This window comes from Streptomyces sp. NPDC058758, from assembly GCF_042746075.1.
Classification (GTDB): domain Bacteria; phylum Actinomycetota; class Actinomycetes; order Streptomycetales; family Streptomycetaceae; genus Streptomyces.
In genome coordinates this window covers 82,202-106,096 of sequence record NZ_JBHYPS010000013.1, presented here as the reverse complement: position 1 = coordinate 106,096, position 23,895 = coordinate 82,202, and the positions used below count along the sequence as shown (strand labels likewise).

The window sequence follows — 23,895 nt, the reverse complement described above, 5'->3', positions numbered from 1 at the left end:
TCACATCCGGAAGACGCCGAACTGGGGGTCACCCAGGGGCGCGTTGGCACAGGCGGTCAGCGCGAGGCCCAGCACCTGCCGGGTCTCCAGCGGGTCGATCACGCCGTCGTCCCAGAGGCGGGCGGTCGCGTAGTAGGCGCTGCCCTGGGTCTCGTACTGCTCGCGGATCGGCGCCTTGAAGGTCTCCTCCTCCTGGGCGCTCCAGGCGTCGCCGAGCTGGTCGCGCTTGACGGTGGCGAGGACCGAGGCGGCCTGCTCGCCGCCCATGACGGAGATCTTGGCGTTGGGCCACATCCACAGGAAGCGGGGGGAGTAGGCCCGGCCGCACATCGAGTAGTTGCCCGCGCCGAAGGAGCCGCCGACGACGACCGTCAGCTTCGGGACGCGGGTGGTGGCGACCGCCGTCACCATCTTGGCGCCGTGCTTGGCGATGCCGCCGTGCTCGTACGCCTTGCCGACCATGAAGCCGGTGATGTTCTGGAGGAAGACCAGCGGGATGCCGCGCTGGTCGCACAGCTCGATGAAGTGCGCACCCTTCTGGGCGGACTCGGCGAACAGGATGCCGTTGTTGGCGACGATGCCGACCGGGTGGCCGTGGATCCGGGCGAAGCCGGTGACCAGGGTCTGCCCGTACTCGGACTTGAACTCCTGGAAGCGGGAGCCGTCCACCACCCGGGCGATGACCTCGCGCACGTCGTACGGGGTGCGGGAGTCGACCGGGACCGCGCCGTACAGCCCGTACGGGTCGACCTTCGGCTCCTCGACGGGCTCGACCTTCCACGGCAGCGGACCCCGCTCGGGGAGGGTCGCCACGATGTTCCGGACGATCCTGAGGGCGTGCGCGTCGTCCTCGGCGAGGTGGTCGGTGACGCCGGAGATCCGGGAGTGCACCTCGCCGCCGCCCAGCTCCTCGGCCGTGACGACCTCGCCGGTGGCGGCCTTCACCAGCGGCGGGCCGCCGAGGAAGATCGTGCCCTGGTTCCGGACGATCACGGCCTCGTCGCTCATCGCCGGGACGTACGCGCCGCCGGCCGTGCAGGAGCCCATGACGGCCGCGATCTGCGGGATCCCGGCGCCCGACATGCGGGCCTGGTTGTAGAAGATCCGGCCGAAGTGCTCGCGGTCCGGGAAGACCTCGTCCTGCATCGGCAGGAAGGCGCCGCCGGAGTCGACCAGGTAGAGGCAGGGGAGGCGGTTGTCGAGCGCCACCTCCTGGGCCCGCAGGTGCTTCTTCACGGTCATCGGGTAGTAGGTGCCGCCCTTGACCGTGGCGTCGTTGGCGACGATCACGCACTCGCGGCCGGAGACCCGGCCGATGCCCGCGATCACGCCGGCGGCCGGGGCCTGGCCGCCGTACATCCCGTTCGCCGCGAGCGGCGCCAGCTCCAGGAACGGCGAGCCCGGGTCCAGGAGGGTGTCCACCCGGTCGCGCGGCAGCAGCTTCCCGCGCGCGGTGTGCCGGGCGCGGGACTTCTCACCGCCCCCGAGCGCGGCCTCCGCCAGCTTGGCGCGGAGGGTCTCGGAGAGCTCCCGGTGCGCCGCCTCGTTGGCCCGCCAGGCGGCCGAGGCGGGATCCGCCGCACTCGACAGCACAGGTGCCTGCTGCATCGACCGATCTCCCTTGTCCGGTTAATGAGCGTTAACGTACGGCGCTCAGGTTAACGAGCGCTAACCGCGTTGTCTAGGATTGGGGCATGACCACCAGCCCGACGCGGATGGACGCGCCGACCCGCCGCGAGCAGATCCTCAAGGAGGCCGCCCGCCTCTTCGCCGAGCGGGGGTTCCACGGCGTCGGCGTCGACGAGATAGGAGCCGCCGTCGGCATCAGCGGTCCCGGCCTCTACCGCCACTTCCCCGGCAAGGACGCGATGCTCGCGGAGCTGCTCGTCGGCATCAGCGAGCGGCTGCTCGCGGGCGGACGGCTGCGGGCCGCCGAGGCGGACGGCGACCCGGCGGCCCTGCTGGCCGCCCTCGTCGACGGCCACATCGACTTCGCCCTCGACGACCGCCCGCTGATCACCCTCCACGACCGCGAGCTCGACCGCCTCAAGGACGAGGACCGCAAGCGGGTCCGCCAGCTCCAGCGCCAGTACGTCGAACTGTGGGTGGAGGTCGTCCGGGCCCTCCACCCGGCGGCCGGCGAGCCCGAGGCCAGGGCCGCCGTCCACGCCGTCTTCGGCCTCCTCAACTCCACCCCCCACCTGCGCACCCCGCTGGCCCGCCCCGCCCTGGAGCACCTCCTGAGGAACCTGGCCCACGGCGCGCTCGGCGCCCTGGACGCCCCGGCCCCCTGAGACACCGCCCCGGCGGGGGAGCGGGCGCGGCAGAATGTTGCGCATGCCGATACTCAGCCGTGACGCCCTCGTCGAGCACCTCCTCCGCAGCCGCATCGCGGGGGACGTGGCCACGCCCCGCGAGAACAACCTGGACCACTACCGGAAGCTCGCCAACGGCGACCGGCACTACTGGTTCGGCCTGGAGTTCGGCGACCGGTGGACGGACGAGCAGGACGTGCTGGCCGTCATGGCCGAGCGCTGCGGGGTCGTCGACGACCCGGCCCACCGCACCGGCCAGGACACCATCGACCCCGAGCTGACCGTCGACGCCCTGGACCGGATGGCGGCCCGGCTCAAGGAGGCCGCCGCGGGCCGGCAGCGGGTGCTCTTCGCGACCGGGCACCCGGGCGCGCTGATCGACGCCCACGGCCGGGTCGCCGCCGCCCTGCGGGCGCAGGGCTGCGACATCGTGCGGATCCCGGGCGGGCTGACCGCCGACGAGGGGTACGTCGTGCAGTTCGCGGACGTCGCCGTCTTCGAGCGCGGCGCCAGCCTCTGGCACACCCACTCCCCGGAGCCGATGAACGCGATCCTCGACGGCCTCGCCCTGCTCGGCGAGGCCGTGCCCGACCTCGTCGTCGCCGACCACGGCTGGGCCGGCCGCGCCGCCCAGCGCGGCATCGACTCCGTCGGCTACGCGGACTGCAACGACCCGGCGCTCTTCGTCGCCGAGGCGGAGGGGACGATGAAGGTCACCGTCCCCCTGGACGACCACGTCGTGGACCCGCGCTTCTACGAGCCGGTGACCGCGTACCTGCTCGGCGCCGCCGGGCTGCTCGGCTAGGACGGGCCCGGCGTCGGGTCCAGGTAGACCCGGCGCACCGACGGGAAGCGGGCCCGCAGCCGCGCCTCCGCCTGCTCGCAGGCCCGCTCCACCTCGGCGGCCGTCACCACGTCCCGGAAGTCGACCTTCGCGGCGATCAGGACCTCGCCGGGGCCCTGGATCAGGGTGATCAGGTCCAGGACGCCCACCACGTGCGCGACGCCGAGCAGCTCCTCCCGCACCTCCGCCCGCATCGCGCGCGGCAGCGGGCGGCCGATGAGGAGCTGGGCGTTGGCCCGGCCCAGGACCCAGGCCACGTAGACGAGCAGGCAGCCGATGAGGATCGAGGCGACGCCGTCCCAGACGCCGGAGCCCGTGAGCTGGCCGCCGAGGAGGCCGCCGGCGGCGAGCATCAGGCCGGCGAGGGCGGCGGAGTCCTCCATGACGACCGCCTTGACGGTGGTGTCGGGGGTGAGCCGCAGGTACGCGGCGAAGGGCGCCCGCATCCGCTCCGCCTCGGCCTTGACCTGCTTGACGCCGGTCCGCAGGGAGAAGGCCTCCAGGACGAAGGAGACGCCGAGCACGACGTAGGAGACCAGCGGGTCGCCGAGCTCCTCGCCGTGGGTGAGGGTGTGGATGCCGTCGTAGACCGAGAAGACGGCGCCGCCGACGAAGGTGGCGACGGCGGCGAGCATCGCCCACACGTACCGCTCGCCCGCGTGTCCGACCGGGTGGTCCTCGTCGGCGGGCTTCTCGCTCCGCTTGAGCGCGGTGAGCAGCATGACCTCGGTGACGGTGTCGGCGACCGAGTGGGCGGCCTCCGACAGCATCGCGCTCGATCCGCTGATGACACCGGCGACGGCCTTGGCGACCGCGATCCCGAGGTTCGCGCCCGCCGCCACGAGCACCGTGAAGGTGCTCTCGCCGTTCCCGTCCTTGACATCCGTCCCGTCCGTCATGACATCGGACGGTATGTCCGGTCAGCGGCGCGGGACGCGAACGACACCCTCCTGGATGACGGAGATCGCCAGCCGTCCGTCCCGGGTCCAGATCCCGGCCCGGCCGAGGCCGCGTCCGCCGGAGGAGGACGGCGACTCCTGGTCGTAGAGCAGCCACTCGTCGGCCCGGAAGGGCCGGTGGAACCACATGGCGTGGTCGAGCGAGGCGCCCACCACGTCGCCGACGGCCCAGCCGCCCCGCCCGTGGGCGAGCAGCACCGAGTCGAGCAGCGTCATGTCGGAGACGTAGGTGGCGAGGACGACGTGCAGCAGGGGGTCGTCGGCCAGCTTGCCGTTGGTGCGGAACCACACCTGCGAGCGCGGTGCGCGCGGCTCCCCGACCGTGCCCCACGGCGGGGTCTCGGCGTACCGCAGGTCGACGGCGGCGCGGGCCTCGACGAGCCGGCGGGCCACGCCCTCCGGCAGGTGCCGGGGGAGCATCTCCTCGGCGGTCGGCAGCGATTCCGGGTCGGGCGCGTCCGGCATCGCGTCCTGGTGGTCGAGCCCCTCCTCGTGCGCCTGGAAGGAGGCGGAGAGGTGGAAGATCGGCTGCCCGTGCTGGATCGCGACGACCCGCCGGGTGGTGAAGGAGCGGCCGTCGCGGATCCGGTCGACCTCGTAGACGATCGGCGCGCCCGGGTCGCCCGGCACCAGGAAGTAGGCGTGCAGGGAGTGGGCGAGCCGGTCGGCGGGGACGGTCCGGCCCGCCGCCACCAGCGCCTGGGCGGCCACCTGGCCGCCGAAGACGCGGGGGACGATCGCGGACCGGGACTGTCCCCGGAAGATGTCCTGCTCGATCCGCTCCAGGTCGAGCAGGGCGAGCAGGTCATCCAGTGCGGAAGGCGCTTCGGGCACTTACAGGCCCATGCTCTTCGCGATGATCGACTTCATGATCTCGCTGGTGCCGCCGTAGATGCGGTTGACGCGGTTGTCCGCGTACAGGCGGGCGATCGGGTACTCGTTCATGTAGCCGTAGCCGCCGTGCAGCTGGAGGCAGCGGTCGATGACGCGGTGGGCGACCTCGGTGCAGAAGAGCTTGGCGGAGGCGGCCTCGGCCGGGGTCAGCTCGCCCGCGTCCAGGGCCTCCAGGGCGCGGTCGGCGACGGCCTCGGCGGCGTCCACCTCGGCCTGGCAGGCGGCCAGCTCGAACTTGGTGTTCTGGAAGTGCGCGACCGGCTTGCCGAAGACGGTGCGCTCCTGCACGTACTGCTTGGCGAAGCGGACGGCGGCCTTGGCCTGGGCGTAGGCGCCGAAGGCGATGCCCCAGCGCTCGGAGGCGAGGTTGTGGCCGAGGTAGGAGAAGCCCTTGCCCTCCTCGCCGAGCAGGTCCTCGACGGGGACCTTGACGTCGACGAAGGCGAGCTCGGCGGTGTCGGAGGTCTTCAGGCCGAGCTTGTCGAGCTTGCGGCCGATGGAGTAGCCCTCGGACTTGGTGTCGACGGCGAAGAGGGAGATGCCGAAGCGGCGGTCCTCGGCCGACGGGGCGGAGGTGCGGGCGCAGACGATCACGCGGTCGGCGTGGACGCCGCCGGTGATGAAGGTCTTGGCGCCGTTGAGGACGTAGTGGGTGCCGTCCTCGGAGAGCTTGGCGGTGGTCTTCATGCCCGCGACGTCGGAGCCGGTGCCCGGCTCGGTCATCGCCAGCGCCCACATCTCCTCGCCGGAGACGAACTTCGGCAGGTAGCGCTTCTTCTGGTCGTCGGTGGCGAGCATCTTGATGTACGGCAGGGCGAGCAGCACGTGCACACCGGAGCCGCCGAACTGCACGCCGGCGCGGGAGGTCTCCTCGTAGAGGACGGCCTCGAACTTGTGGGTGTCGAGACCGGCGCCGCCGAACTCCTCCGGCACGTTGATGCCGAAGACGCCCAGCTCGCCGAGCTTGTAGTAGAAGTCGCGCGGCGCCTGGCCGGCCGCGAACCACTCGTCGTAGACCGGCACGACCTCGGCCTCGATGAAGGCCCGGATGGTCTCCCGGAACGCCTCGTGGTCCTCGTTGAATACGGTACGGCGCACGAGCCGCCTCCTCATCGCTGCCAGTTGTCTAAGCGCTTGCTCAGCCTGTCACGGTCGAAGTTACCCAGCGGTCAACCACTCTGTCCAGACTCCGGGGCTGTGATCCAGGCCCGTCCCGTGGAGTCGTACCCGTATACGGGCCGGCCCTCCGTCCCGCTCGTCCGGAAGGGTGATCCGTCCTCGTCCCCGATCCGCACCGTCCCGCTCCGCCCCTCCGCGCTCCACTCCAGCTCCAGGAACCAGCGGCAGTCGCAGCCCGCCGTGCGCGCCGAGACCAGCAGCTCTTCCGGATCGGCCGCCGAGACCGCGTACGGGAAGGAGACCGCCGGCAGCGTCCGGCCCTCCTGCCCGGAGGCGTCGTACCCGTCCACGGGCCGGGCAACCGGCCTCGGCCGGTCCAGGTCCACCTCGAAACGGCGCGGCGTCACCGCCCCGCCGCACCCGTCGTCCATCCGGTACGCCGACCACGCCGGCGGCGCGCCCCGCTCCACCACCCGCACGTGCAGCCCCTGGAGCACCACCGCCGACGCCCCCTTCCCCTGCACCGACACCCGCACCAGCGTCTCCCCGCCGTGCACCGCCCCCGCGGCCGCCGCCCACCGGCGTGCGTCGGCCGGCTCCGGCGGGGGAGCGGGCGTCCGCTCCGCGAGGTAGGTGTGCCCGCACCCGTTCGACCAGAGGTGCGAGGCGACGGTCCAGGCCAGCGGCGGAGGCGGCGGTGCGGCCGGCTCCCGCTCCTTCCCGGGAAGGAGTACGACTCCGAGCGTCACCGCCCCCACGACCGCCAGCGCCCCGCCGATCAGGCCCACCCGCCCCCACCGCCGGCGCCCCGGCACGGACGGGAGGCCCGCCGGGTCGCCGGCGGACCCGGCCGCCGCCGCCCCCGGCTCTCGCACCGGGACGGGCGCCGACACCGGCTCCGGGACCGGTTCCGGGACCGGTTCCGGCTCATGGACCGGCTCCGGCTCCGGGGGGCGTCGGGTGCGGGCCGCGCGGGACCACGCCTCCTCCAGGGCCCGCCGCTGCCCGCCGTCCGCGCCGCACAGCACCGCCAGACGGTCGACGACGGCGAAGTCCTCCGGGACGGTCACGCCCGAGCAGTAGCGGTGGAGCGTGGACGCGCTGACGCTCAGACGGCGGCCGAGCGCCTCGTAACTCCGCCCGTCCCGCGCCTTCACCTCCCGCACGAGCCGCGCGAACTCCTCGACGGCGGCGTCCTTCGGCATTCCGTCCCCCTGCCCTCGGCGTCCCACACCTTCACGTCCTCCCACGTCACGGGGGGTGGAATGGTTCCGGGACGGGTGGTGGGCGCGTCACCGTTGCCGACGCCCGCCGACGGGCCGAGTCTGGTGTCAGCACCCGACCGAACGACCCACGGGGGATCCACCGCCATGAACAGGCTCCGTACCGCGCTCGCCACCGCCGCCGCTGCCGCCCTGGGCCTCGCCGCCCTCGCCGCCGCCCCGGCGCAGGCCGCCGCCCAGCCCGCCTTCCTCTCCGCCTCCCAGATGCCGCCGTCGTCGACGCCCTGGACCGCCACCCAGGTCTTCCCCGGCGTGCCCGAGAACGGCGGCGTCCTCTGCGCCCCGTACAAGATCCCGGCGCAGAACACCCGCTACCGCGAGTTCAGCACCGAGCTCGACACCAACGGCGTCCAGGTCACCACCGTCGCCCGCACCGAGGCCGACGCCGTGAAGCTGGTCGACACCCTCCGCAAGGCCCTCGCCGGCTGCGGCCCCCTCCTGGAGCGGCAGAACCCGGGCCTGCACGCCGTCAGCGCCTACCACGGCAAGCTCGCCGTCGAGGAGGGCGCCTGGGTCTACAGCCTGGACACCGCCGACCCGCAGGTCGGGACCACCGACATCCACCTCTTCTCCGTCGGCCGCGACGGCCGCACCGTCACCCTCGTCCGCTGGGGCCAGATGGGCGACCTCGCGGACGCCCCGCTGACCGGCTTCAGGACGACGACGAAGACGGCGGTGAACAAGCTCTACTGAGGCCGGCCGCTACCGGAGCGCGAACCACAGCTCCATCCGCACGTCCGCGTCGTCCAGGTCGCGGTCCAGGAGGACCGCGCAGCGGGCGATCCGCTGGCGGACCGTGTTGCGGTGGACGCCCAGCGCCGCGGCCGTGCGGTCCCAGCTGCCGTGCAGGGAGAGCCACGTGCGCAGGGTCTCGGCCTGCGGCTCGCTGAGGGGGGCGAGCAGCACGCGCGCGTGGGCGGCGGCCTCCGCCGGGTCGACGAGCCCGGCGAGGCCGTTCGCCCGGTGGCGCACCAGCGGCGCCCGGGTCGCCTCCGCCCGCCGCAGGGCCCGCGCCGCCTGGGCGTCGGCCGCCGGCAGCGCGGACGCCTCGGCGGGGGCGCTCACCCCGAGCGTCCAGCCGGGCCGGGCCGTCGCCGCCGCGCCCGGCGCCAGCAGGAGCCGTACCGTCGGCCCCGCGTCCACCAGCTCCGTGCCCAGCTCGGCCGCCAGCGACGCCGCCGCGAAGGGGGTGCCGTCGCCGCCCCGGGCGTGCACCACCGTCCACGGGCCGGGGGAGAGGGCGGCGGCCGCCTCCGCCGCGGGGGCGCCGAGCAGCAGCCGGGTCAGCGCGCCGTCCCGGGCCGACACGTCGCCGGCCCGGGAGGGGGCGGTCAGCAGCGACAGCAGCACCACCGCCACCCCGGCGACCGTGTGGTCGCCGGGGTCGCGCCGCTCCGTCGCCACCCCGAGCGCGAGCCCGTCGCCGCCGCCCAGCGCGTACGCCGCGAGCCGCCGCCCGCCGCCCTCGCCGCTCGCCGACGCCGGGCCGCCCGGCCGGGGGCCGACCACTCCGGCGAGGTCCGCCAGCGCCCGCGCGGCCTCCGGCGGCAGCTCCCGGCCGGCCGCCGCCCACTCCGTGCCGTCCGCGCCGTACAGCACCGCCCGGCCGCCCAGCCGGGACGCCAGCGCGCCCAGCACCGCCGGGACCGGCGCCGGGCGGGCGGCGGCCGTCGCCAGCGACTGCTGCGCCTCCGTCACCCGGCGCAGCTCGTACAGCCTGGCCTCCGCCATCAGCCGCCACAGCGCCCGGGCCACCGCCGTGAAGGGCGTCCGCGGCGGCACCTCGATCAGCGGCAGCCCGTGCCGGACGCACGCCTCCACCAGCTCCGCCGGCACCGTGTCGTACACCGGCGTCACGCCGAAGCCGAGCGCCGCCGCGCCCGCCTCCACCACCCGCTCCACGTACCGCGCCGGATCCGTCAGCTGCACGCCCGCCGTCAGCAGCAGCTCGCCGCCGAGCAGATACGGATACGGGTCGGCCATCTCCGAGGTGTGCACCCAGTGCAGGGCCACGTCGTCCGGGCCGGCCAGCAGCCGCAGCCCCAGCTCCCTGCGGCCGAGCAGCGCCGCGAGGGTGACCCGGGGCACGGGAGGGGTCGTGGAGGCTTCGCGCGCCGCGTTCATGGCCATGGACCCTTCGTACATCCCCCGCCCCTACAGTGGAGGAAACGTACACTTCATCGTCGCTTTCCGGCCACCTACTGTCGAGGGATCCAGGGTCACGGGTACGGGCGGATGTCCCCGCGAACACCCCTGGGCACCCATTCCCCGCACGACACGCCACCGAGGTGCGCGAAGGAGGGCCCCATGGCCGTCGACTACACAGTGATCGTCCTGTACTTGGCCGGCATGCTCGCCATGGGCTGGTGGGGCATGCGCCGCGCCAAGTCCAAGAGCGAGTTCCTGGTCGCCGGTCGGCGCCTCGGCCCCTGGATGTACTCCGGCACCATGGCGGCGATCGTCCTCGGCGGCGCCTCCACCATCGGCGGCGTCGGCCTCGGCTACAAGTACGGCCTCTCCGGCGCCTGGATGGTCGTCACCATCGGCCTCGGGCTCCTCGCCCTCAGCGTCTTCTTCTCCGCCCGCATCGCCCGGCTGAAGGTCTACACCGTCTCCGAGATGCTGGACCTCCGCTACGGCGGCCGCGCGGGCATGATCTCCGGCGTCGTCATGTGGGCCTACACCCTCATGCTCGCCGTCACCTCGACGATCGCCTACGCCACCATCTTCGACGTCCTCTTCGACCTGCCCCGCACGGTCGCCATCGTCCTCGGCGGCACCATCGTCGTCGCCTACTCGACGCTCGGCGGCATGTGGTCCATCACCATCACCGACATGGTGCAGTTCGTCGTGAAGACCATCGGCGTGCTGCTCCTGCTGCTGCCGATCGCCGTCGTCAAGGCCGGCGGCTTCGCCGAGATGAAGGCCGCCCTGCCCACCGCGTACTTCGAGCCCCTCGGCATCGGCGGCGAGACGATCTTCACCTACGTGCTGATCTACACCTTCGGCATGCTCATCGGACAGGACATCTGGCAGCGGGTCTTCACCGCCCGCACCGACAAGGTCGCCAAGTGGGGCGGCACCGTCGCCGGCACCTACTGCCTGGCCTACGCGATCGCCGGCGCCGTCATCGGCACCGCCGCCAAGGTCATGTACCCGAACCTGCCCTCCGCCGACGCCGCCTTCGCGACCATCGTCAAGGACGAGCTGCCCATGGGCGTCCGCGGCCTCGTCCTCGCCGCCGCGCTCGCCGCCGTCATGTCGACCTCCTCCGGCGCCCTCATCGCCTGCGCCACCGTCGCCAACAACGACATCTGGTCCCGGCTGCGCGGACTCGCCAAGGAGCCGCAGGCCCAGGACGACCACGACGAGGTCAAGGGCAACCGCGTCTTCATCCTCGTCATGGGCGTCGGCGTCATCCTCATCGCCATCGCCCTCAACGACGTCGTCCAGGCCCTCACCGTCGCCTACAACCTGCTCGTCGGCGGCCTCCTCGTGCCCATCCTCGGCGGCCTGCTGTGGAAGCGCGGCACCGTCCAGGGCGCCCTCGCGGCCATCGCCGCCGGCGGCCTCACCGTCGTCGGCCTGATGGCGGCCTACGGGATCCTCGCGAACCAGCCCATCTACTTCGGCCTGCTCGCCTCCCTCGCCGCCTACGTGGTCGTCTCCCTCGCCACCCGCCCCACCGACGAGGCCGTCCTCGCCCACTGGCGGGCCCGCCTCGCGGGCCGGGAGTCCGCCGAAGCCCCGGAGCCGGCCGCCGCCGGCGCCGTCGTCTGACCTCCCGGGCGGCCGAGACCCGGCCGCCCGGTCCACCGAACACCCCACGCCTCCAGGAGGAAGCCGACCATGAGCAGCGACCAGAACACCCCGCGCGGCCCGATCGACTCGTCCCGCATCCCGCGGTACGCCGGTCCCGCGACGTTCGCCCGGCTGCCGCGGCTCGACGAGGTCGGCACCGCCGACGTCGCCGTGGTCGGCATCCCCTTCGACAGCGGCGTCTCCTACCGCCCCGGCGCCCGCTTCGGCGGCAACGCCATCCGCGAGGCCTCCCGCCTGCTGCGCCCCTACAACCCGGCGCAGGACGCCTCCCCGTTCGCCCTCGCCCAGGTCGCGGACGCCGGCGACATCGCCGCCAACCCCTTCAACATCAACGAGGCCGTCGAGACCATCGAGGCCGCCGCCGACGACCTCCTCGCCACCGGCGCCCGCATGATGACCCTCGGCGGCGACCACACCGTGGCCCTCCCGCTGCTCCGCTCGGTCGCCAAGAAGCACGGCCCCGTCGCCCTGCTCCACTTCGACGCCCACCTCGACACCTGGGACACCTACTTCGGCGCCGAGTACACCCACGGCACCCCGTTCCGCCGCGCCGTCGAGGAGGGCATCCTCGACACCGAGGCGCTCTCCCACGTCGGCACCCGCGGCCCGCTCTACGGCAAGCAGGACCTGACCGACGACGAGAAGATGGGCTTCGGCATCGTCACCTCGGCGGACATCTACCGCCGCGGCGCCGACGAGGTCGCCGACCAGCTCCGCCAGCGCATCGGCGACCGCCCGCTCTACATCTCCATCGACATCGACTGCCTCGACCCGGCCCACGCCCCCGGCACCGGCACCCCCGAGGCGGGCGGCATGACCTCCCGCGAGCTCCTGGAGATCCTCCGCGGCCTCTCCTCCTGCAACCTCGTCTCCGCCGACGTGGTGGAGGTCGCCCCCGCCTACGACCACGCCGAGATCACGGCCGTCGCCGCCTCCCACACGGCGTACGAGCTGACCACGATCATGAGCCGCCAGATCGCGGCGAGCCGATAATTCCCGGGGGGCCCGGCCCGGCCGGGCCGGGCCCCCTTCGCGCACGACCGACCACGACGCCCAGGGACCCGCACATGACCCACGACCACGACCTGGTCCTGCGACCGACCGCCGCCCAGACCGAGGCCGCGCTCAACCCGCCCTCCGGGCGCAACGGCGGCGACCTCGTCGTCGAGACCCTCACCGGCCTCGGCGCCACCACGGTCTTCGGGCTCCCCGGGCAGCACGCCCTCGGCATGTTCGACGCCCTGCGCCGCTCCTCCCTGCGCTACGTCGGCCTCCGCGTCGAGAACAACGCGGGCTTCGCCGCCGACGCCTACGGCCGGATCACCGGCGAGGCCGCGCCCCTGCTCCTCTCCACCGGCCCCGGCGCCCTGATGTCGCTCGCCGCGCTCCAGGAGGCCGCCGCCGCCTCCGCGCCGGTCCTCGCCATCGGCAGCCAGATCCCCGCCGCCGGACTCGGCGGCGGCCGCCACGGCTACCTGCACGAGCTGCGCGACCAGCAGGCCAGCTTCCGGGACGTCGTGAAGTCCGTCCACACGGTCCGCACCCACTCCCAGATCCCGTCCGCGATCGCCGCGGCCTGGGAGTCGGCCCTCACCGCCCCGCACGGCCCGGTCTGGGTCGAGATCCCGCAGGACGTGCTCCTCGCGGAGACGACGCTGCCCGTCGTCACGGCCATGGACGCCACCCCCGAGGACGTCGTCCCGCGCCCCGAGCTGACCGCCGTCGCCGCGCACCTGCTGTCCACCGCCGAGCGCCCCGCGATCATCGCCGGCGGCGGGGTCGTCCGCTCCGACGCCTCCGGCAAGCTCCTCGCGCTCGCCGAGAAGCTCGACGCGCCCGTGGTCACCACCTTCGGCGGCAAGGGCGCCTTCCCGTGGGAGCACCCGCTCTCCCTCCAGTCTTGGCTGGAGGACCGGCACACCACCGACTTCCTGGAGGACGCCGACGTCCTCCTCGTGGTCGGCTCCGGGCTCGGCGAGCTGTCCTCGAACTACCACACCTTCGCCCCGCGCGGCCGGGTGATCCAGATCGAGGCGGACGCGGGCAAGCTGGAGTCCAACCACCCGGCGCTCGGCATCCACGCGGACGCCCGGCTCGCCCTCCAGGCGCTCCTGGAGACCGTCGGGGACCGCACCGACGCGACCGCCCCGGCCCGGGTCCGCGCGGTCCTGGACAAGGTCGCGGCCCGCCTCGCCGCACAGGACCTGACCCTGGAGCGGCAGGTCGTGGCGGCCGTCCGCGAGGCGCTGCCGGACCGCGCCCCCAGCTTCTGGGACATGACGATCCTCGCCTACTGGGCGTGGTCCGCCTTCGACGCCCGGCACCCCAACACGATGCACTCCGCGCAGGGCGCCGGCGGCCTCGGCTACGGCTTCCCCGCCGCGCTCGGCGCGGCCGCCGCCGACCCGACGACCCCGGTCCTCGCGGTCTCCGGCGACGGGGGCGCGATGTACTCGATCGCGGAGCTGGCGACGGCGAAGCAGTACGGCCTGGACGTCACCTGGCTGATCGTGGACGACGGCGGCTACGGCATCCTCCGCGAGTACATGACGGAGGCGTTCGGCGAGGCCACCGGCACGGAGCTGGCCCGCCCCGACTTCGTCGCCCTCGCCGAGTCCTTCGGCGTCCCCGCCGTCCGCACCACCCCCGAGGCCCTCACCACGGACCTGGCGAAGTCCCTCGCCACCCCCGGCCCCTCGGTGGTCGTCCTCCCGGCCCTCCTGAGGATGTTCGAACCCACCCACCTCTGACCGGGGCCGGCCCCCGCCGCTCAACCCCGCAGCCCCCCGACGGGTCTCTCCTTTCCGAAGCGGCCCGCCGGGCCGGGGAGGGCGGGGGGCCGCGGGATGCGCGCACTGGGGAAGATCGGCAGGTTCTTCGGGGAGTTCGTCGTGGAGGTGGTGGGGGAGCTCCTGCTGTGCGCGCTGGCCGTGGGACTCCTGTTCGGCGTCGCGTTCCTCGGCGCCGCGGCGTACGCGGCGAGCCCGGTGGGGGCCCTCGCCGGCGGCGCCGGGCTCCTGGGGCTCGCCGGGTACGGCGGCGTGCAGTACGCCCGGGGGGCCGAACGGCGCAAGGGGTGGCTCGCGGGCACCGCCCTCGCCGTCTTCGTCGCGCTCGCGGCCGGCGCCGGTCTCGTGGCGTACTGCGGCTGCGGACCGCTCCTCTGGTGAGCCGCCCGGTCCTAGGACCAAAGCCCGGGATTTGTGACGGCGGGATGAAACGGCACGTCGGACACGTTGTGGCCTTCCGGTAGACCAGGACGGACGGGAGGTGCCACGTGGCGGTGGTGGGGCAGCAGCGGGAACAGGGGTGGGCGCGGCGGCTGTGGTCGTACGCCTGGCGGTACCGGACGGACGTCGTGCTCGCACTGGGCTCGTCCCTGGCCGGCATGGCGCTGCTGGCGCTCGTGCCGCTCATCACCAAGGTGATCATCGACGACGTGATCGGGTCCGGGACCCGGTCCCTGGCCGTGTGGACCGGGCTGCTGCTCGCCGCCGCCGTGCTCGTGTACGGGCTGACCTACGTGCGGCGGTACTACGGCGGGCGGCTCGCGCTCGACGTGCAGCGGGACCTCCGGGACGACATGTACGGGACGATCCTGCGGCTCGACGGGCGGCGGCAGGACGAGCTGTCCACCGGGCAGGTCGTGGGCCGTGCCACCAGTGACCTCCAGCTCATCCAGGGCCTGCTCTTCATGCTCCCGATGACGGTCGGGAACGTGCTGCTCTTCGTGATCTCGCTGGCCGTCATGGCCTGGCTGTCGATCCCGCTGACCCTCGTCGCCCTGGCCGTCGCCCCCGCGCTGTGGTGGATCGCCAAGCGCAGCCGCGCCCGGCTCCACCCGGCTACCTGGGCCGCCCAGCAGGAGGCGGCCGGCGTCGCGGGCGTCGTCGACGGGGCCGTCACCGGCGTCCGGGTCGTGAAGGGCTTCGGACAGGAGGAGCAGGAGACCGGGAAGATCCGGGAGGCGGGGCGGAAGCTGTTCGCCGCGCGGCTGCGGACGATCCGGCTGAACTCGCTCTACACCCCCGCCCTCCAGGCCGTCCCCGCCCTCGGCCAGGTCGCCGTCCTCGCCCTCGGCGGCTGGCTCGCCTACCGCGGCCAGATCACCCTCGGCACCTTCGTCGCCTTCTCCTCCTACCTGGCGTCCCTCGTGGGCCCGGTCCGGATGCTCGCCATGGTCCTCACCGTCGGCCAGCAGGCACGCGCGGGCGTGGAGCGGGTCGTCGAGCTGATCGACACCGAGCCGGCCATCGAGGACGGCACGAAGGAGCTGCCGGCCGACGCCCCGGCCACCGTCGAGTTCGACGACGTGAGCTTCGGCTACGGCGACGGGCAGCCCGTCCTCGACGGGTTCTCGCTGGAGCTGCGGGCCGGCGAGACCGTCGCCCTCGTCGGCTCCTCCGGCTCCGGCAAGTCCACCGTCTCCCTCCTCCTGCCCCGCTTCTACGACGTGGACCGCGGCGCCGTCCTCGTCGGCGGCCACGACGTCCGCGAGCTGACCCTGGAGTCCCTGCGGGCCGCGATCGGCCTCGTCCCCGAGGACTCCTTCCTCTTCTCCGACACCGTCCGCGCCAACATCGCCTACGGGGTCCCCGACGCCACCGACGAGCAGGTCGAGGCCGCCGCCCGGGCCGCCCGCGCCGACCGCTTCATCGCCGAGCTGCCGGACGGCTACGCCACCAAGGTCGGCGAGCACGGCCTCACCCTCTCCGGCGGCCAGCGCCAGCGCGTCGCCCTGGCCCGCGCGATCCTCACCGACCCCCGGCTGCTCGTCCTCGACGACGCCACCTCCGCCGTCGACGCCAAGGTCGAGCACGAGATCCACGAGGCCCTGAAGGCCGTCATGGCGGGCCGCACGACCCTGCTCATCGCGCACCGCCGCTCCACCCTCAACCTCGCCGACCGGATCGCCGTCCTCGACGGCGGCCGGCTCGCCGACCTCGGCACCCACGAGGAGCTCCAGGAGCGCTCCGCGCTCTACCGCCGGCTCCTCACCGACCCGGACGAGCTGGGCGGCGTCTCGCCGGGCCACCTCCTGAAGGCGGCCGGCGCGGGCCCCGAGGACGACGCCGCCCTGCGGGCCGAGCTGGACGCCGAGTTCGACGCCGAGCGCGGCATCACCCCCGCCCTGTGGGTGCGGGACGAGACCCCCGGCCGTGAGGCGAAGGCCGCCGGGGCCACCCCCGAGCTGCTCGCGGCCGTCGCCGCCCTGCCGCCCGCCGCCGACGTCCCGGACGTGGACGAGGCCCGGGCCGTCCAGCCGGAGGCGGGCTACGGGCTCCGCCGGCTGCTGCGCGGCTTCGGCACCCCCCTCCTCATCAGCCTCGGCCTGGTCGCGCTCGACGCGGGCGCCGGCCTGCTCCTGCCGGTCCTCATCCGGCACGGCATCGACGAGGGCGTGAACCGGCTCGCGATCGGCGCCGTCTGGGCCGCCTCCGCGCTCGCCCTGGTCACCGTCCTCGTGCAGTGGGTGGCGCAGACCGCCGAGACCCGGATGACCGGCCGCACCGGCGAGCGGGTGCTCTACGCGCTCCGCCTGAAGATCTTCGCCCAGCTCCAGCGGCTCGGCCTGGACTACTACGAGCGCGAGCTGACCGGCCGGATCATGACCCGGATGACGACGGACGTCGACGCCATGTCGAGCTTCCTCCAGACGGGCCTGGTCACCGCCTTCGTCTCGGTCGTCACCTTCTTCGGCATCATGGGGGCGCTGCTGGTCCTCGACCTCCAGCTGGCCCTGGTCGTCTTCGCGACCCTGCCGTTCCTCGCCGTCGCCACGTACTGGTTCCGCCGCTCCAGCGTGAAGGCGTACGAGCTGGCCCGCGAGCGGATCAGCGTCGTCAACGCCGACCTCCAGGAGTCCGTGGCCGGGCTGCGGATCGTGCAGGCCTTCGGCCGGGAGCGGTCCGGCGCCGCGCGGTTCGCCGAGCGGGGCGACGCCTACCGGGACGCGCGCGTGCGGGGCCAGTGGCTGATCTCGGTCTACTTCCCGTTCGTCACCCTGCTGTCCTCGGCCGCCGCCGCGGCCGTCATGATCGTCGGCGCCAACCGGATCGAGGCCGGCACCCTCACCACCGGCGCGCTCGTCGCCTACCTCCTCTACATCGACCTCTTCTTCGCCCCCGTCCAGCAGCTCTCCCAGGTCTTCGACGGCTACCAGCAGGCCGCCGTCTCGCTGGGCCGGATGCGGGAGCTGCTCCAGGAGCCGACGTCCACGGCCCAGGCCGACGCGCCCCGCGAGGTGGTGTCGCTGCGCGGCGACATCGCCTTCGAGTCCGTCTCCTTCGCCTACGGCACCGAGGAGGCCGCCCTCACCGGGATCGACCTGCGGATCCCCGCCGGCCAGACCGTCGCCTTCGTCGGCGAGACCGGCGCGGGCAAGTCGACCCTGGTCAAGCTGGTCGCCCGCTTCTACGACCCGACCTCGGGCCGGGTCACCGCCGACGGCGCCGACCTGAGGGACCTCGACCTCACCTCGTACCGGCACCGGCTCGGCGTCGTCCCGCAGGAGGCGTACCTCTTCGCCGGGACGGTCCGCGACGCCATCGCCTACGGCCGCCCCGGCGCCACCGACGCCGAGGTGGAGGCCGCCGCCCGGGCGGCCGGCGCGCACGACATGATCGCCACCCTGGACGGCGGCTACCTCCACGAGGTCGCCGAGCGCGGCCGGAACCTCTCGGCGGGCCAGCGGCAGCTGATCGCCCTGGCCCGCGCCGAGCTGGTCGACCCGGACGTCCTGCTCCTCGACGAGGCCACGGCCGCCCTGGACCTGGCCACCGAGGCCCAGGTCAACGCCGCCACCGAGCGGCTGTCCGGGCGGCGCACCACCCTGATCGTGGCGCACCGCCTCACCACGGCGGCCCGCGCGGACCGGGTCGTCGTCATGGACCGCGGCCGGGTCGCCGAGGACGGCAGCCACGACGAACTCCTCGCCCGCGACGGCCGCTACGCCACCCTGTGGCGCACCTTCGTCGGCGAGGCGGACCCGGAGCAGGAGGAGGAGCCCGCCGCGATCTGAGTACGGGGGCTCATGCCAGGGCCCGGCGGGCGGGGGTTGGATCGGGAGCATGAACGACCCCGCCCCCGCATCCGCCCCCGCTCCCGTCTCCGCCCCCGCTCCCGCCCCCGTCGTCCCGGCCCGCACGCTGCGCCGCTGCGCGCTCTGGGCCGGGCTGCTGTTCCTCCCGGCGACGCTGCTCGCCGTGGTGCTCGCCCTCTCCTCGGAGACCGGCACGGCGTGCGTGACGCGGGGGACGTGCGGCGAGATCCCGGGCTGGCTCTACGCGGCCACCCTGGCCGTCGCGGGCGGCGCCTGGACCAGGGCGCTCACCGTCCCGGACGGCGCCCCGCCCAGCCGGGCCCGCTGGGCCGCGCTGTGGACGCTGATCGGCGCCGAGCTGGTCTTCCTCGGGCTGGTCGCGGGCTACTTCGCGGGGTGAACCGGCGCCCGAGGGCAACCGTACGGGCGTCGGACACGTCGTAAGCGTGTACGGCAACAGGTTGGAGCGGGGGAGGAACGGGCATGTCCGGAGGCACAGCGGGCCGACCGCCCGCCGGGCGCACGCGCGCCCACGTCCGGCGCGCCGCCGCCCACGCGCGCGCGTGCGCCCGCGCCTTCCTCGCCCGCCCGCACCCCGTCGCGCACGCCCTCGTCCTCGTCCTCGCCGCCGGGCTGCTCACCCTGGCCGGGCCCGGCGCGGGCACCGCCGACGCCGCCTCCGTCTGCCAGGGGCGGCCCGCCCGCACGGTCTCCTTCGCCACCGGGGAACTGCGCCTCTACCGGAACCGCCACTACGCCTGTGCCCTGGTCCTCGCCAAGCGGCCCGGCGCGGTGCGGCCCATGAAGGTCACCCTCCAGCCGCGCGGCGGCAGGCCCGCCGTCGTGAGCGGACGCTCCGGCCGGCAGGCCGGACCGGTGACCGTGCACGCCCTCAACCGCTGCGTCCGCGCCACCGCGACCGTCTCCGGACGCTCCGCCGCGACCGGCTGGATCCTGTGCTGATGCAGAGGTAAGACCCAACCGGGTCTGGCGGCCCGGACGTTCACCCCGCTAGGTTCACGGCACCGTTGTGAATCATGGGAGGGTGCATGCGCAAGTCGCTGAGACTGATGCTGTCGCTTTCGGTGCTCATAGGCACCGTGGGCTCCACCGGCGTGGCCACCGCCACCGCCGCGGAGACGGAGTCCGCCGGCACGGTCGCGGAGGCGCAGAGCTCGGACATCAAGGACCGCCTCCTGGCGATCCCCGGGATGAGCCTGATCGAGGAGAAGCCGTACGCCGGCTACCGCTTCTTCGTCCTCAACTACGAGCAGCCGATCGACCACAAGCGGCCCTGGGCCGGAACGTTCCAGCAGCGGATCTCGGTCCTCCACAAGGGCACCGACCGCCCCACGGTCTTCCGCACCAGCGGCTACGGCCTGAGCACCACCCCGAGCCGGGCGGAGCCGACCCGGATCGTGGACGGCAACCAGATCTCCATGGAGTACCGCTTCTTCACGCCGTCCCGCCCGGCGCCCGCCGACTGGTCCAAGCTCGACATCTGGCAGGCCGCCAGCGACCAGCACCGCATCTTCACCGCGCTGAAGAGGGTCTACGGCGAGAACTGGCTCTCCACCGGCGGCTCCAAGGGCGGCATGACCGCCACCTACTACGAGCGCTTCTACCCGCGCGACATGGACGGCGTCGTCGCCTACGTGGCCCCCAACGACGTGGTGAACAAGGAGGACTCGGCCTACGACCGGTTCTTCGCGAACGTCGGCACCAAGGAGTGCCGCGACCGCCTGAACTCCATGCAGCGCGAGGCCCTGCTCCGCCGCGGCCCGCTCCAGGAGAAGTTCAAGACCTGGGCCGCGGCCGAGGGCGCCACCTTCAACACCGTCGGCTCGCTCGACAAGGCGTGGGAGGCGACCGTCCTCGACTTCGTCTGGGGCTTCTGGCAGTACTACGGCGAGGACGTCTGCGACACCGTCCCGGACGCGAGGACCGCGAGCGACGACGTCGTCTACGACACGATCGACGCCTACGCCGGCTGGTCCGCCTACACCGACCAGGGCCTGGAGTACTACACGCCGTACTACTACCAGGCGGCCACCGAGCTGGGCTCGCCCACCATCAAGCAGCCGCACCTCGACGGCCTGAGCCGCTACGGCTACCAGCCGGCGTCGAACTTCGTGCCCCGCGAGATCCCGATGACGTTCAAGCCGTGGGTCATGCGCGACGTCGACGACTGGGTCCGCAAGAACGCGCACCGGATGCTCTTCGTCTACGGCGAGAACGACCCGTGGGGCGCCGAGCCGTTCCGCGTCGACAAGGGCGCCCGGGACAGCTACGTCTACTACGCGCCCGGCGGCAACCACGGCGCCAACGTCGCCGGACTCGTCGACGCCGAGCGGGAGAAGGCCACCGCCCGCATCCTCGCCTGGGCCGGGGTCGACGCCCCCGCCGTCGAGGCGGCCCGGCCGCTCGCCCGCTTCGACGCCCGCCTGGACCGGCCGGTGGACGAGGACGTGACGAAGGAGCACGGCCTGCGGCCGTAGCTCCCCGGGGGGTGCGCCCGGCCGGGCGCACCCCCTTCGCCGTCAGCGGTCGTACGAGAGCCCGAAGCCGACCGGGTAGAGCGTCACCGCCGGGTCCTCGGCGCTGCGCACCGGCACCGGAAGCCGCCCGCGCGGCTTCGCCCGCCCGGCCAGCACCCGTACGGCGGCGCGCAGTTCGACGTCGGTCCAGGAGTAGGCGGCGAGCGTGGCCCGCTGCCCGGTGATCCGGGCGACGTCGTACGGATTGCGGATCGCGACCGTCACCACCGGCACCCCGGTCGCCACCAGGCGGGCCACCAGGGTGCGCTGCGGACTGGTCGCGGAGAGGTTGTACGTGCCCACCACGATCACGTCCCGGCCCTCGGCGGCGGCCACCGCCTCGTCGATCCGCGCCGCCGTCGGGGTGATCCCGGTGGAGAGCGCGGCCGCCTCGAAGCCCAGCTCCCGCAGCGCCCCCGCCAGGGTGGTCGTCGGCGGTCCCGTCGTGCCGGACGGGGAGGCGGGGTCGGCGCCGACGACCAGCACCTTCCCGTGCGAGGCCGGGTCCAGCGGCAGGAAGCCGCCCTCGTTGACCAGCAGGGTGGTGGTCCGCTCGGCGATCCGGTCGGCCTCCGCGAGGTGCCGGGCGGTGCCGACGGTGGCGTCCACCGCCTCCCGGGTCGTGCACGGCTCGGCGAACAGGCCCCTGCGGGCCTTGAGCCGCAGGATCCGCAGCACCGACTCGTCGATCCGCTCCTCGGTCAGCTCGCCGCTCCGCACGGCTCCGAGCACCGCGTTCCAGGCGACGTCGAGCTTCGGCGGGTTGAGCAGCTGGTCCACCCCGGCCCTGAGGGCGAGCACCGGCACCCGGTCGTCGCCGTACTTGGTGCGGACGCCCTGCATGTCGAGGGCGTCGGTCACCACCACCCCGTCGTAGCCGAGCTCCTCGCGGAGCACCCCGGTGAGGATGGGGTACGAGAGCGTCGCCGGGTCCTCGGAGGGGTCGAGCGCCGGGACGACGAGGTGCGCGGTCATGATCGCGTCGATGCCGGCGGCGATCGCGGCCCGGAACGGCGGGGCGTCCAGCTCCGACCACTGGGCGCGGGTGTGGGTGATGACCGGCAGGCCGTAGTGGCTGTCCACGGCCGTGTCGCCGTGGCCGGGGAAGTGCTTGGCGGTGGCCGCGACGCCGGCGCCCTGGTAGCCGCGGATCTGCGCGGTGACGAGGGCCGAGACCGCGTCGGGTTCGGAGCCGAGGGAGCGGACGCCGATGACCGGGTTGCCGGGATTGACGTTGACGTCGGCGACCGGGGCGTAGTTCTGCCGGATGCCCAGCGCGGCCAGTTCGGCGCCCGCGATCCGGGCCGCCTTGCGGGTGTCGGCCGGGGAGCCGCCGGCGCCGAGCGCCATCGCGCCCGGCAGCAGGGTCGCGGGCTCGCCGACCCGGCAGACGATGCCGTGCTCCTGGTCGGTGGAGATCAGCACGGGGACGGGCGTCCGGGCGGCGAGCGCGGCGGCCTGGATGCCGTTGGACAGCTCGGCGATCTGCCGCGGGTCGCGGGTGTTGTGGGCCCAGGCGAAGTAGATGATCCCGCCGACGTGGTAGCGCTCGACCAGCTCGGCGGCGGTGCGGACGCCGAACTCCCGGAGGTTGGCGTCGGCGTCGGCCTGTTCGGGGGCGGTGGCCGAATGGCCGTACACCCGGGTGACGAAGAGCTGGCCGACCTTCTCCTCCAGCGACATCCGGCCGACGAGCCGGCGCAGCCGCTCCTCGGTGCGGGCGTCGAGCGCGGCGGGGGCGGCCTGGGCGGCGGGACCGGCCGCCCCGGTGACGGCCGCGGCGGCCGCCGCGGCGCCGACGGCGAGCAGGGTGCGGCGGGTGGGGGCGTGGGCGGGGTGGGGCACTGGTGCTCCTTCCGGCCGTGCAAGGGGTGAAAGAAACTTCCAAGGTGAACGGATAGTCTGAAAGTAACTACCAGGTCAAGGACTCCCGCACGAATCGCCGAGAAGTCAGCGGTACGGCTCCGAGGGCCGAAGCCCGCCGGACCCCACGCCGGAGGACCCGGGGCCCACCCCGGCCCGGGACTCCGCCCGCCGGGGAGCGGTGCCGGGAAGGCGGCTCCGAGGGGTGCGACCTGCCGGGGGCGGTGCCGGGAAGGCGAGTCCGAGGGGCGTGATCCGCCGGGTCGGTGCCGGAGCGCGGCTCCGGTGGGGGCTCAGGGGGTCGTCGCGATCGACGGCCACAGCTCCTGGAGGGTGCGGACCGTCTCCCGGATCGCCGGGCGCCGCGCCGCCCCCGCCCGCCACAGCGCGTGCAGCCGCCGCGTCGGCGCCGGGTCGAGCCGCAGCGGCGCCACCTCCGGCGGCAGCCCGCCGCGCCCCAGCCGGGGCACCAGCGCGATGCCGAGACCGGCCGCGACCAGCGCCACCTGCGTGTGGTTCTCCTCCGCCTGATGGACGATCAGCGGCTCCACGCCGGTCGCCCGCAGCGTCCGCTCCAGCCAGTCGTGACAGACCGTCCCCGGCGGCTGCGAGATCCACCGCTCGCCCGCCAGCTCCTCCCGCCGCACCGACCGCCGCGCCGCCAGCGGGTGCTCCCGGTGGACCAGGACGTCGCAGCCGTCGTCGCCGATCACCGCCTGCTCCACCCCGGCCGGCGCCGGCAGCGGGGCGATGTCCCAGTCGTGCGCCACCGCCAGGTCGAGCACCCCGCGCGCCACCAGGTCCACCGACAGGTGCGGGTCCACCTCGGTCAGCCGGGCGTCCAGGCCCGGATGGCGCACCGCCAGATCGGCGAGCACCCGCGGCATCAGACCGCGCGCCGCACTCGGGAAGCAGCCGATCGCGAGCCGCCCGGCGGGCAGCCCCCGCCGCTCCTCCAGCCGCACCTCCGCCTCCTCCACCAGCGCCAGCAACTGCCGTGCGGTGCCGGCGAGCTGACGGGCCTCGTCGGTGAGCCGGACGCCCCGCCCGCTCCGTTCGAGCAGCGTCGTGCGGGTCTCCCGCTCCAGCTTCGCGATCTGCTGCGAGACCGCCGACGGCGTGTAGCCGAGGGCCGTCGCGGCGGCGCCCACGCTGCCGTGGACGGAGACGGCGTGCAGGGCGCGCAGCCGGCCGAGATCGAGCACGGGAACCTCCGA

At 74.1% G+C, this 23,895-nt stretch carries 19 protein-coding genes; 11 read left to right on the top strand and 8 right to left on the bottom strand.

Features of this window, described 5'->3' with window-relative positions:
- Nucleotides 1-1,608 (bottom strand): carboxyl transferase domain-containing protein, encoded by a 1,608-nt coding sequence (locus tag ACFW6A_RS18090; RefSeq protein ID WP_351845114.1) that lies wholly within the window; start codon nucleotides 1,606-1,608, stop codon nucleotides 1-3.
- Nucleotides 1,609-1,694: 86 nt separating this feature from the next.
- Here ACFW6A_RS18090 and ACFW6A_RS18085 point away from each other — a divergent pair, with 86 nt between their 5' ends.
- Nucleotides 1,695-2,294, top strand: a complete 600-nt coding sequence (locus tag ACFW6A_RS18085; protein WP_351845112.1) for a TetR/AcrR family transcriptional regulator — start codon at nucleotides 1,695-1,697, stop codon at nucleotides 2,292-2,294.
- Nucleotides 2,295-2,337: 43 nt separating this feature from the next.
- Entirely contained in the window at nucleotides 2,338-3,120 is a 783-nt protein-coding gene (locus ACFW6A_RS18080) for a phosphatase (protein WP_351845110.1), read from the top strand.
- Here the strand turns inward: ACFW6A_RS18080 and ACFW6A_RS18075 are convergent.
- The 4 genes from ACFW6A_RS18075 to ACFW6A_RS18060 form a co-directional block, all read right to left on the bottom strand.
- A complete protein-coding gene (locus ACFW6A_RS18075; RefSeq protein WP_386641430.1) occupies nucleotides 3,117-4,058 on the bottom strand; it encodes a cation diffusion facilitator family transporter in 942 nt (313 codons plus the stop codon). The genes ACFW6A_RS18080 and ACFW6A_RS18075 overlap by 4 nt on opposite strands.
- Nucleotides 4,059-4,079: 21 nt before the next feature.
- Entirely contained in the window at nucleotides 4,080-4,952 is an 873-nt protein-coding gene (locus tag ACFW6A_RS18070; RefSeq protein WP_351845106.1) for an acyl-CoA thioesterase II, read from the bottom strand.
- Nucleotides 4,953-6,110 (bottom strand): acyl-CoA dehydrogenase family protein, encoded by a 1,158-nt coding sequence (locus ACFW6A_RS18065; RefSeq protein WP_351845104.1) that lies wholly within the window; start codon nucleotides 6,108-6,110, stop codon nucleotides 4,953-4,955. It lies immediately after the preceding gene.
- Nucleotides 6,111-6,181: 71 nt separating this feature from the next.
- On the bottom strand, nucleotides 6,182-7,336 hold the full coding sequence (locus tag ACFW6A_RS18060; protein WP_351845102.1) for a helix-turn-helix transcriptional regulator: 1,155 nt from the start codon (nucleotides 7,334-7,336) through the stop codon (nucleotides 6,182-6,184).
- A 165-nt stretch (nucleotides 7,337-7,501) separates the two neighbouring features.
- On the opposite strand from ACFW6A_RS18060, the gene ACFW6A_RS18055 reads away from it, so the two are divergent.
- Complete coding sequence (locus ACFW6A_RS18055) at nucleotides 7,502-8,107, top strand: hypothetical protein (RefSeq protein WP_351845100.1); 606 nt, start codon at nucleotides 7,502-7,504, stop codon at nucleotides 8,105-8,107.
- Between the two features lie 9 nt (nucleotides 8,108-8,116).
- Here ACFW6A_RS18055 and ACFW6A_RS18050 read toward each other — a convergent pair whose 3' ends face one another.
- Nucleotides 8,117-9,559 carry a PucR family transcriptional regulator ligand-binding domain-containing protein gene (locus ACFW6A_RS18050; protein ID WP_386484043.1) on the bottom strand — a complete coding sequence of 481 codons (1,443 nt, stop codon included), beginning with the start codon at nucleotides 9,557-9,559 and terminating at the stop codon, nucleotides 8,117-8,119.
- A gap of 162 nt (nucleotides 9,560-9,721) precedes the next feature.
- Here ACFW6A_RS18050 and ACFW6A_RS18045 point away from each other — a divergent pair, with 162 nt between their 5' ends.
- From ACFW6A_RS18045 to ACFW6A_RS18010, 8 genes are all read left to right on the top strand, one after another.
- Nucleotides 9,722-11,194, top strand: a complete 1,473-nt coding sequence (locus ACFW6A_RS18045; protein ID WP_351845096.1) for a sodium:solute symporter — start codon at nucleotides 9,722-9,724, stop codon at nucleotides 11,192-11,194.
- A gap of 69 nt (nucleotides 11,195-11,263) precedes the next feature.
- On the top strand, nucleotides 11,264-12,229 hold the full coding sequence (gene speB, locus ACFW6A_RS18040; protein ID WP_351845094.1) for an agmatinase: 966 nt from the start codon (nucleotides 11,264-11,266) through the stop codon (nucleotides 12,227-12,229).
- Nucleotides 12,230-12,303: 74 nt separating this feature from the next.
- Nucleotides 12,304-13,986: a thiamine pyrophosphate-binding protein gene (locus ACFW6A_RS18035; protein ID WP_351845092.1), complete on the top strand. Its 1,683-nt coding sequence runs from the start codon at nucleotides 12,304-12,306 to the stop codon at nucleotides 13,984-13,986.
- Nucleotides 13,987-14,082: 96 nt separating this feature from the next.
- Nucleotides 14,083-14,406 (top strand): hypothetical protein, encoded by a 324-nt coding sequence (locus ACFW6A_RS18030; RefSeq protein WP_351845090.1) that lies wholly within the window; start codon nucleotides 14,083-14,085, stop codon nucleotides 14,404-14,406.
- Between the two features lie 107 nt (nucleotides 14,407-14,513).
- Nucleotides 14,514-18,257, top strand: coding sequence for an ABC transporter ATP-binding protein (locus ACFW6A_RS18025; RefSeq protein ID WP_351845088.1), 3,744 nt, complete (start codon nucleotides 14,514-14,516; stop codon nucleotides 18,255-18,257).
- A gap of 49 nt (nucleotides 18,258-18,306) precedes the next feature.
- The gene (locus ACFW6A_RS18020) at nucleotides 18,307-18,678 is read left to right on the top strand and encodes a hypothetical protein (RefSeq protein ID WP_351845086.1); all 372 of its coding nucleotides are present in this window, start codon (nucleotides 18,307-18,309) and stop codon (nucleotides 18,676-18,678) included.
- Nucleotides 18,679-18,911: 233 nt separating this feature from the next.
- The gene (locus ACFW6A_RS18015) at nucleotides 18,912-19,241 is read left to right on the top strand and encodes a hypothetical protein (protein ID WP_351845201.1); all 330 of its coding nucleotides are present in this window, start codon (nucleotides 18,912-18,914) and stop codon (nucleotides 19,239-19,241) included.
- Between the two features lie 86 nt (nucleotides 19,242-19,327).
- Nucleotides 19,328-20,776, top strand: coding sequence for an aminopeptidase (locus tag ACFW6A_RS18010; RefSeq protein WP_351845084.1), 1,449 nt, complete (start codon nucleotides 19,328-19,330; stop codon nucleotides 20,774-20,776).
- Nucleotides 20,777-20,818: 42 nt separating this feature from the next.
- Here ACFW6A_RS18010 and ACFW6A_RS18005 read toward each other — a convergent pair whose 3' ends face one another.
- Both ACFW6A_RS18005 and ACFW6A_RS18000 read right to left on the bottom strand, forming a co-directional pair.
- Entirely contained in the window at nucleotides 20,819-22,660 is a 1,842-nt protein-coding gene (locus tag ACFW6A_RS18005; protein WP_351845082.1) for a glycoside hydrolase family 3 protein, read from the bottom strand.
- A 311-nt stretch (nucleotides 22,661-22,971) separates the two neighbouring features.
- On the bottom strand, nucleotides 22,972-23,883 hold the full coding sequence (locus tag ACFW6A_RS18000) for a LysR family transcriptional regulator (protein WP_351845080.1): 912 nt from the start codon (nucleotides 23,881-23,883) through the stop codon (nucleotides 22,972-22,974).
- Between the last annotated feature and the right edge of the window lie 12 nt (nucleotides 23,884-23,895).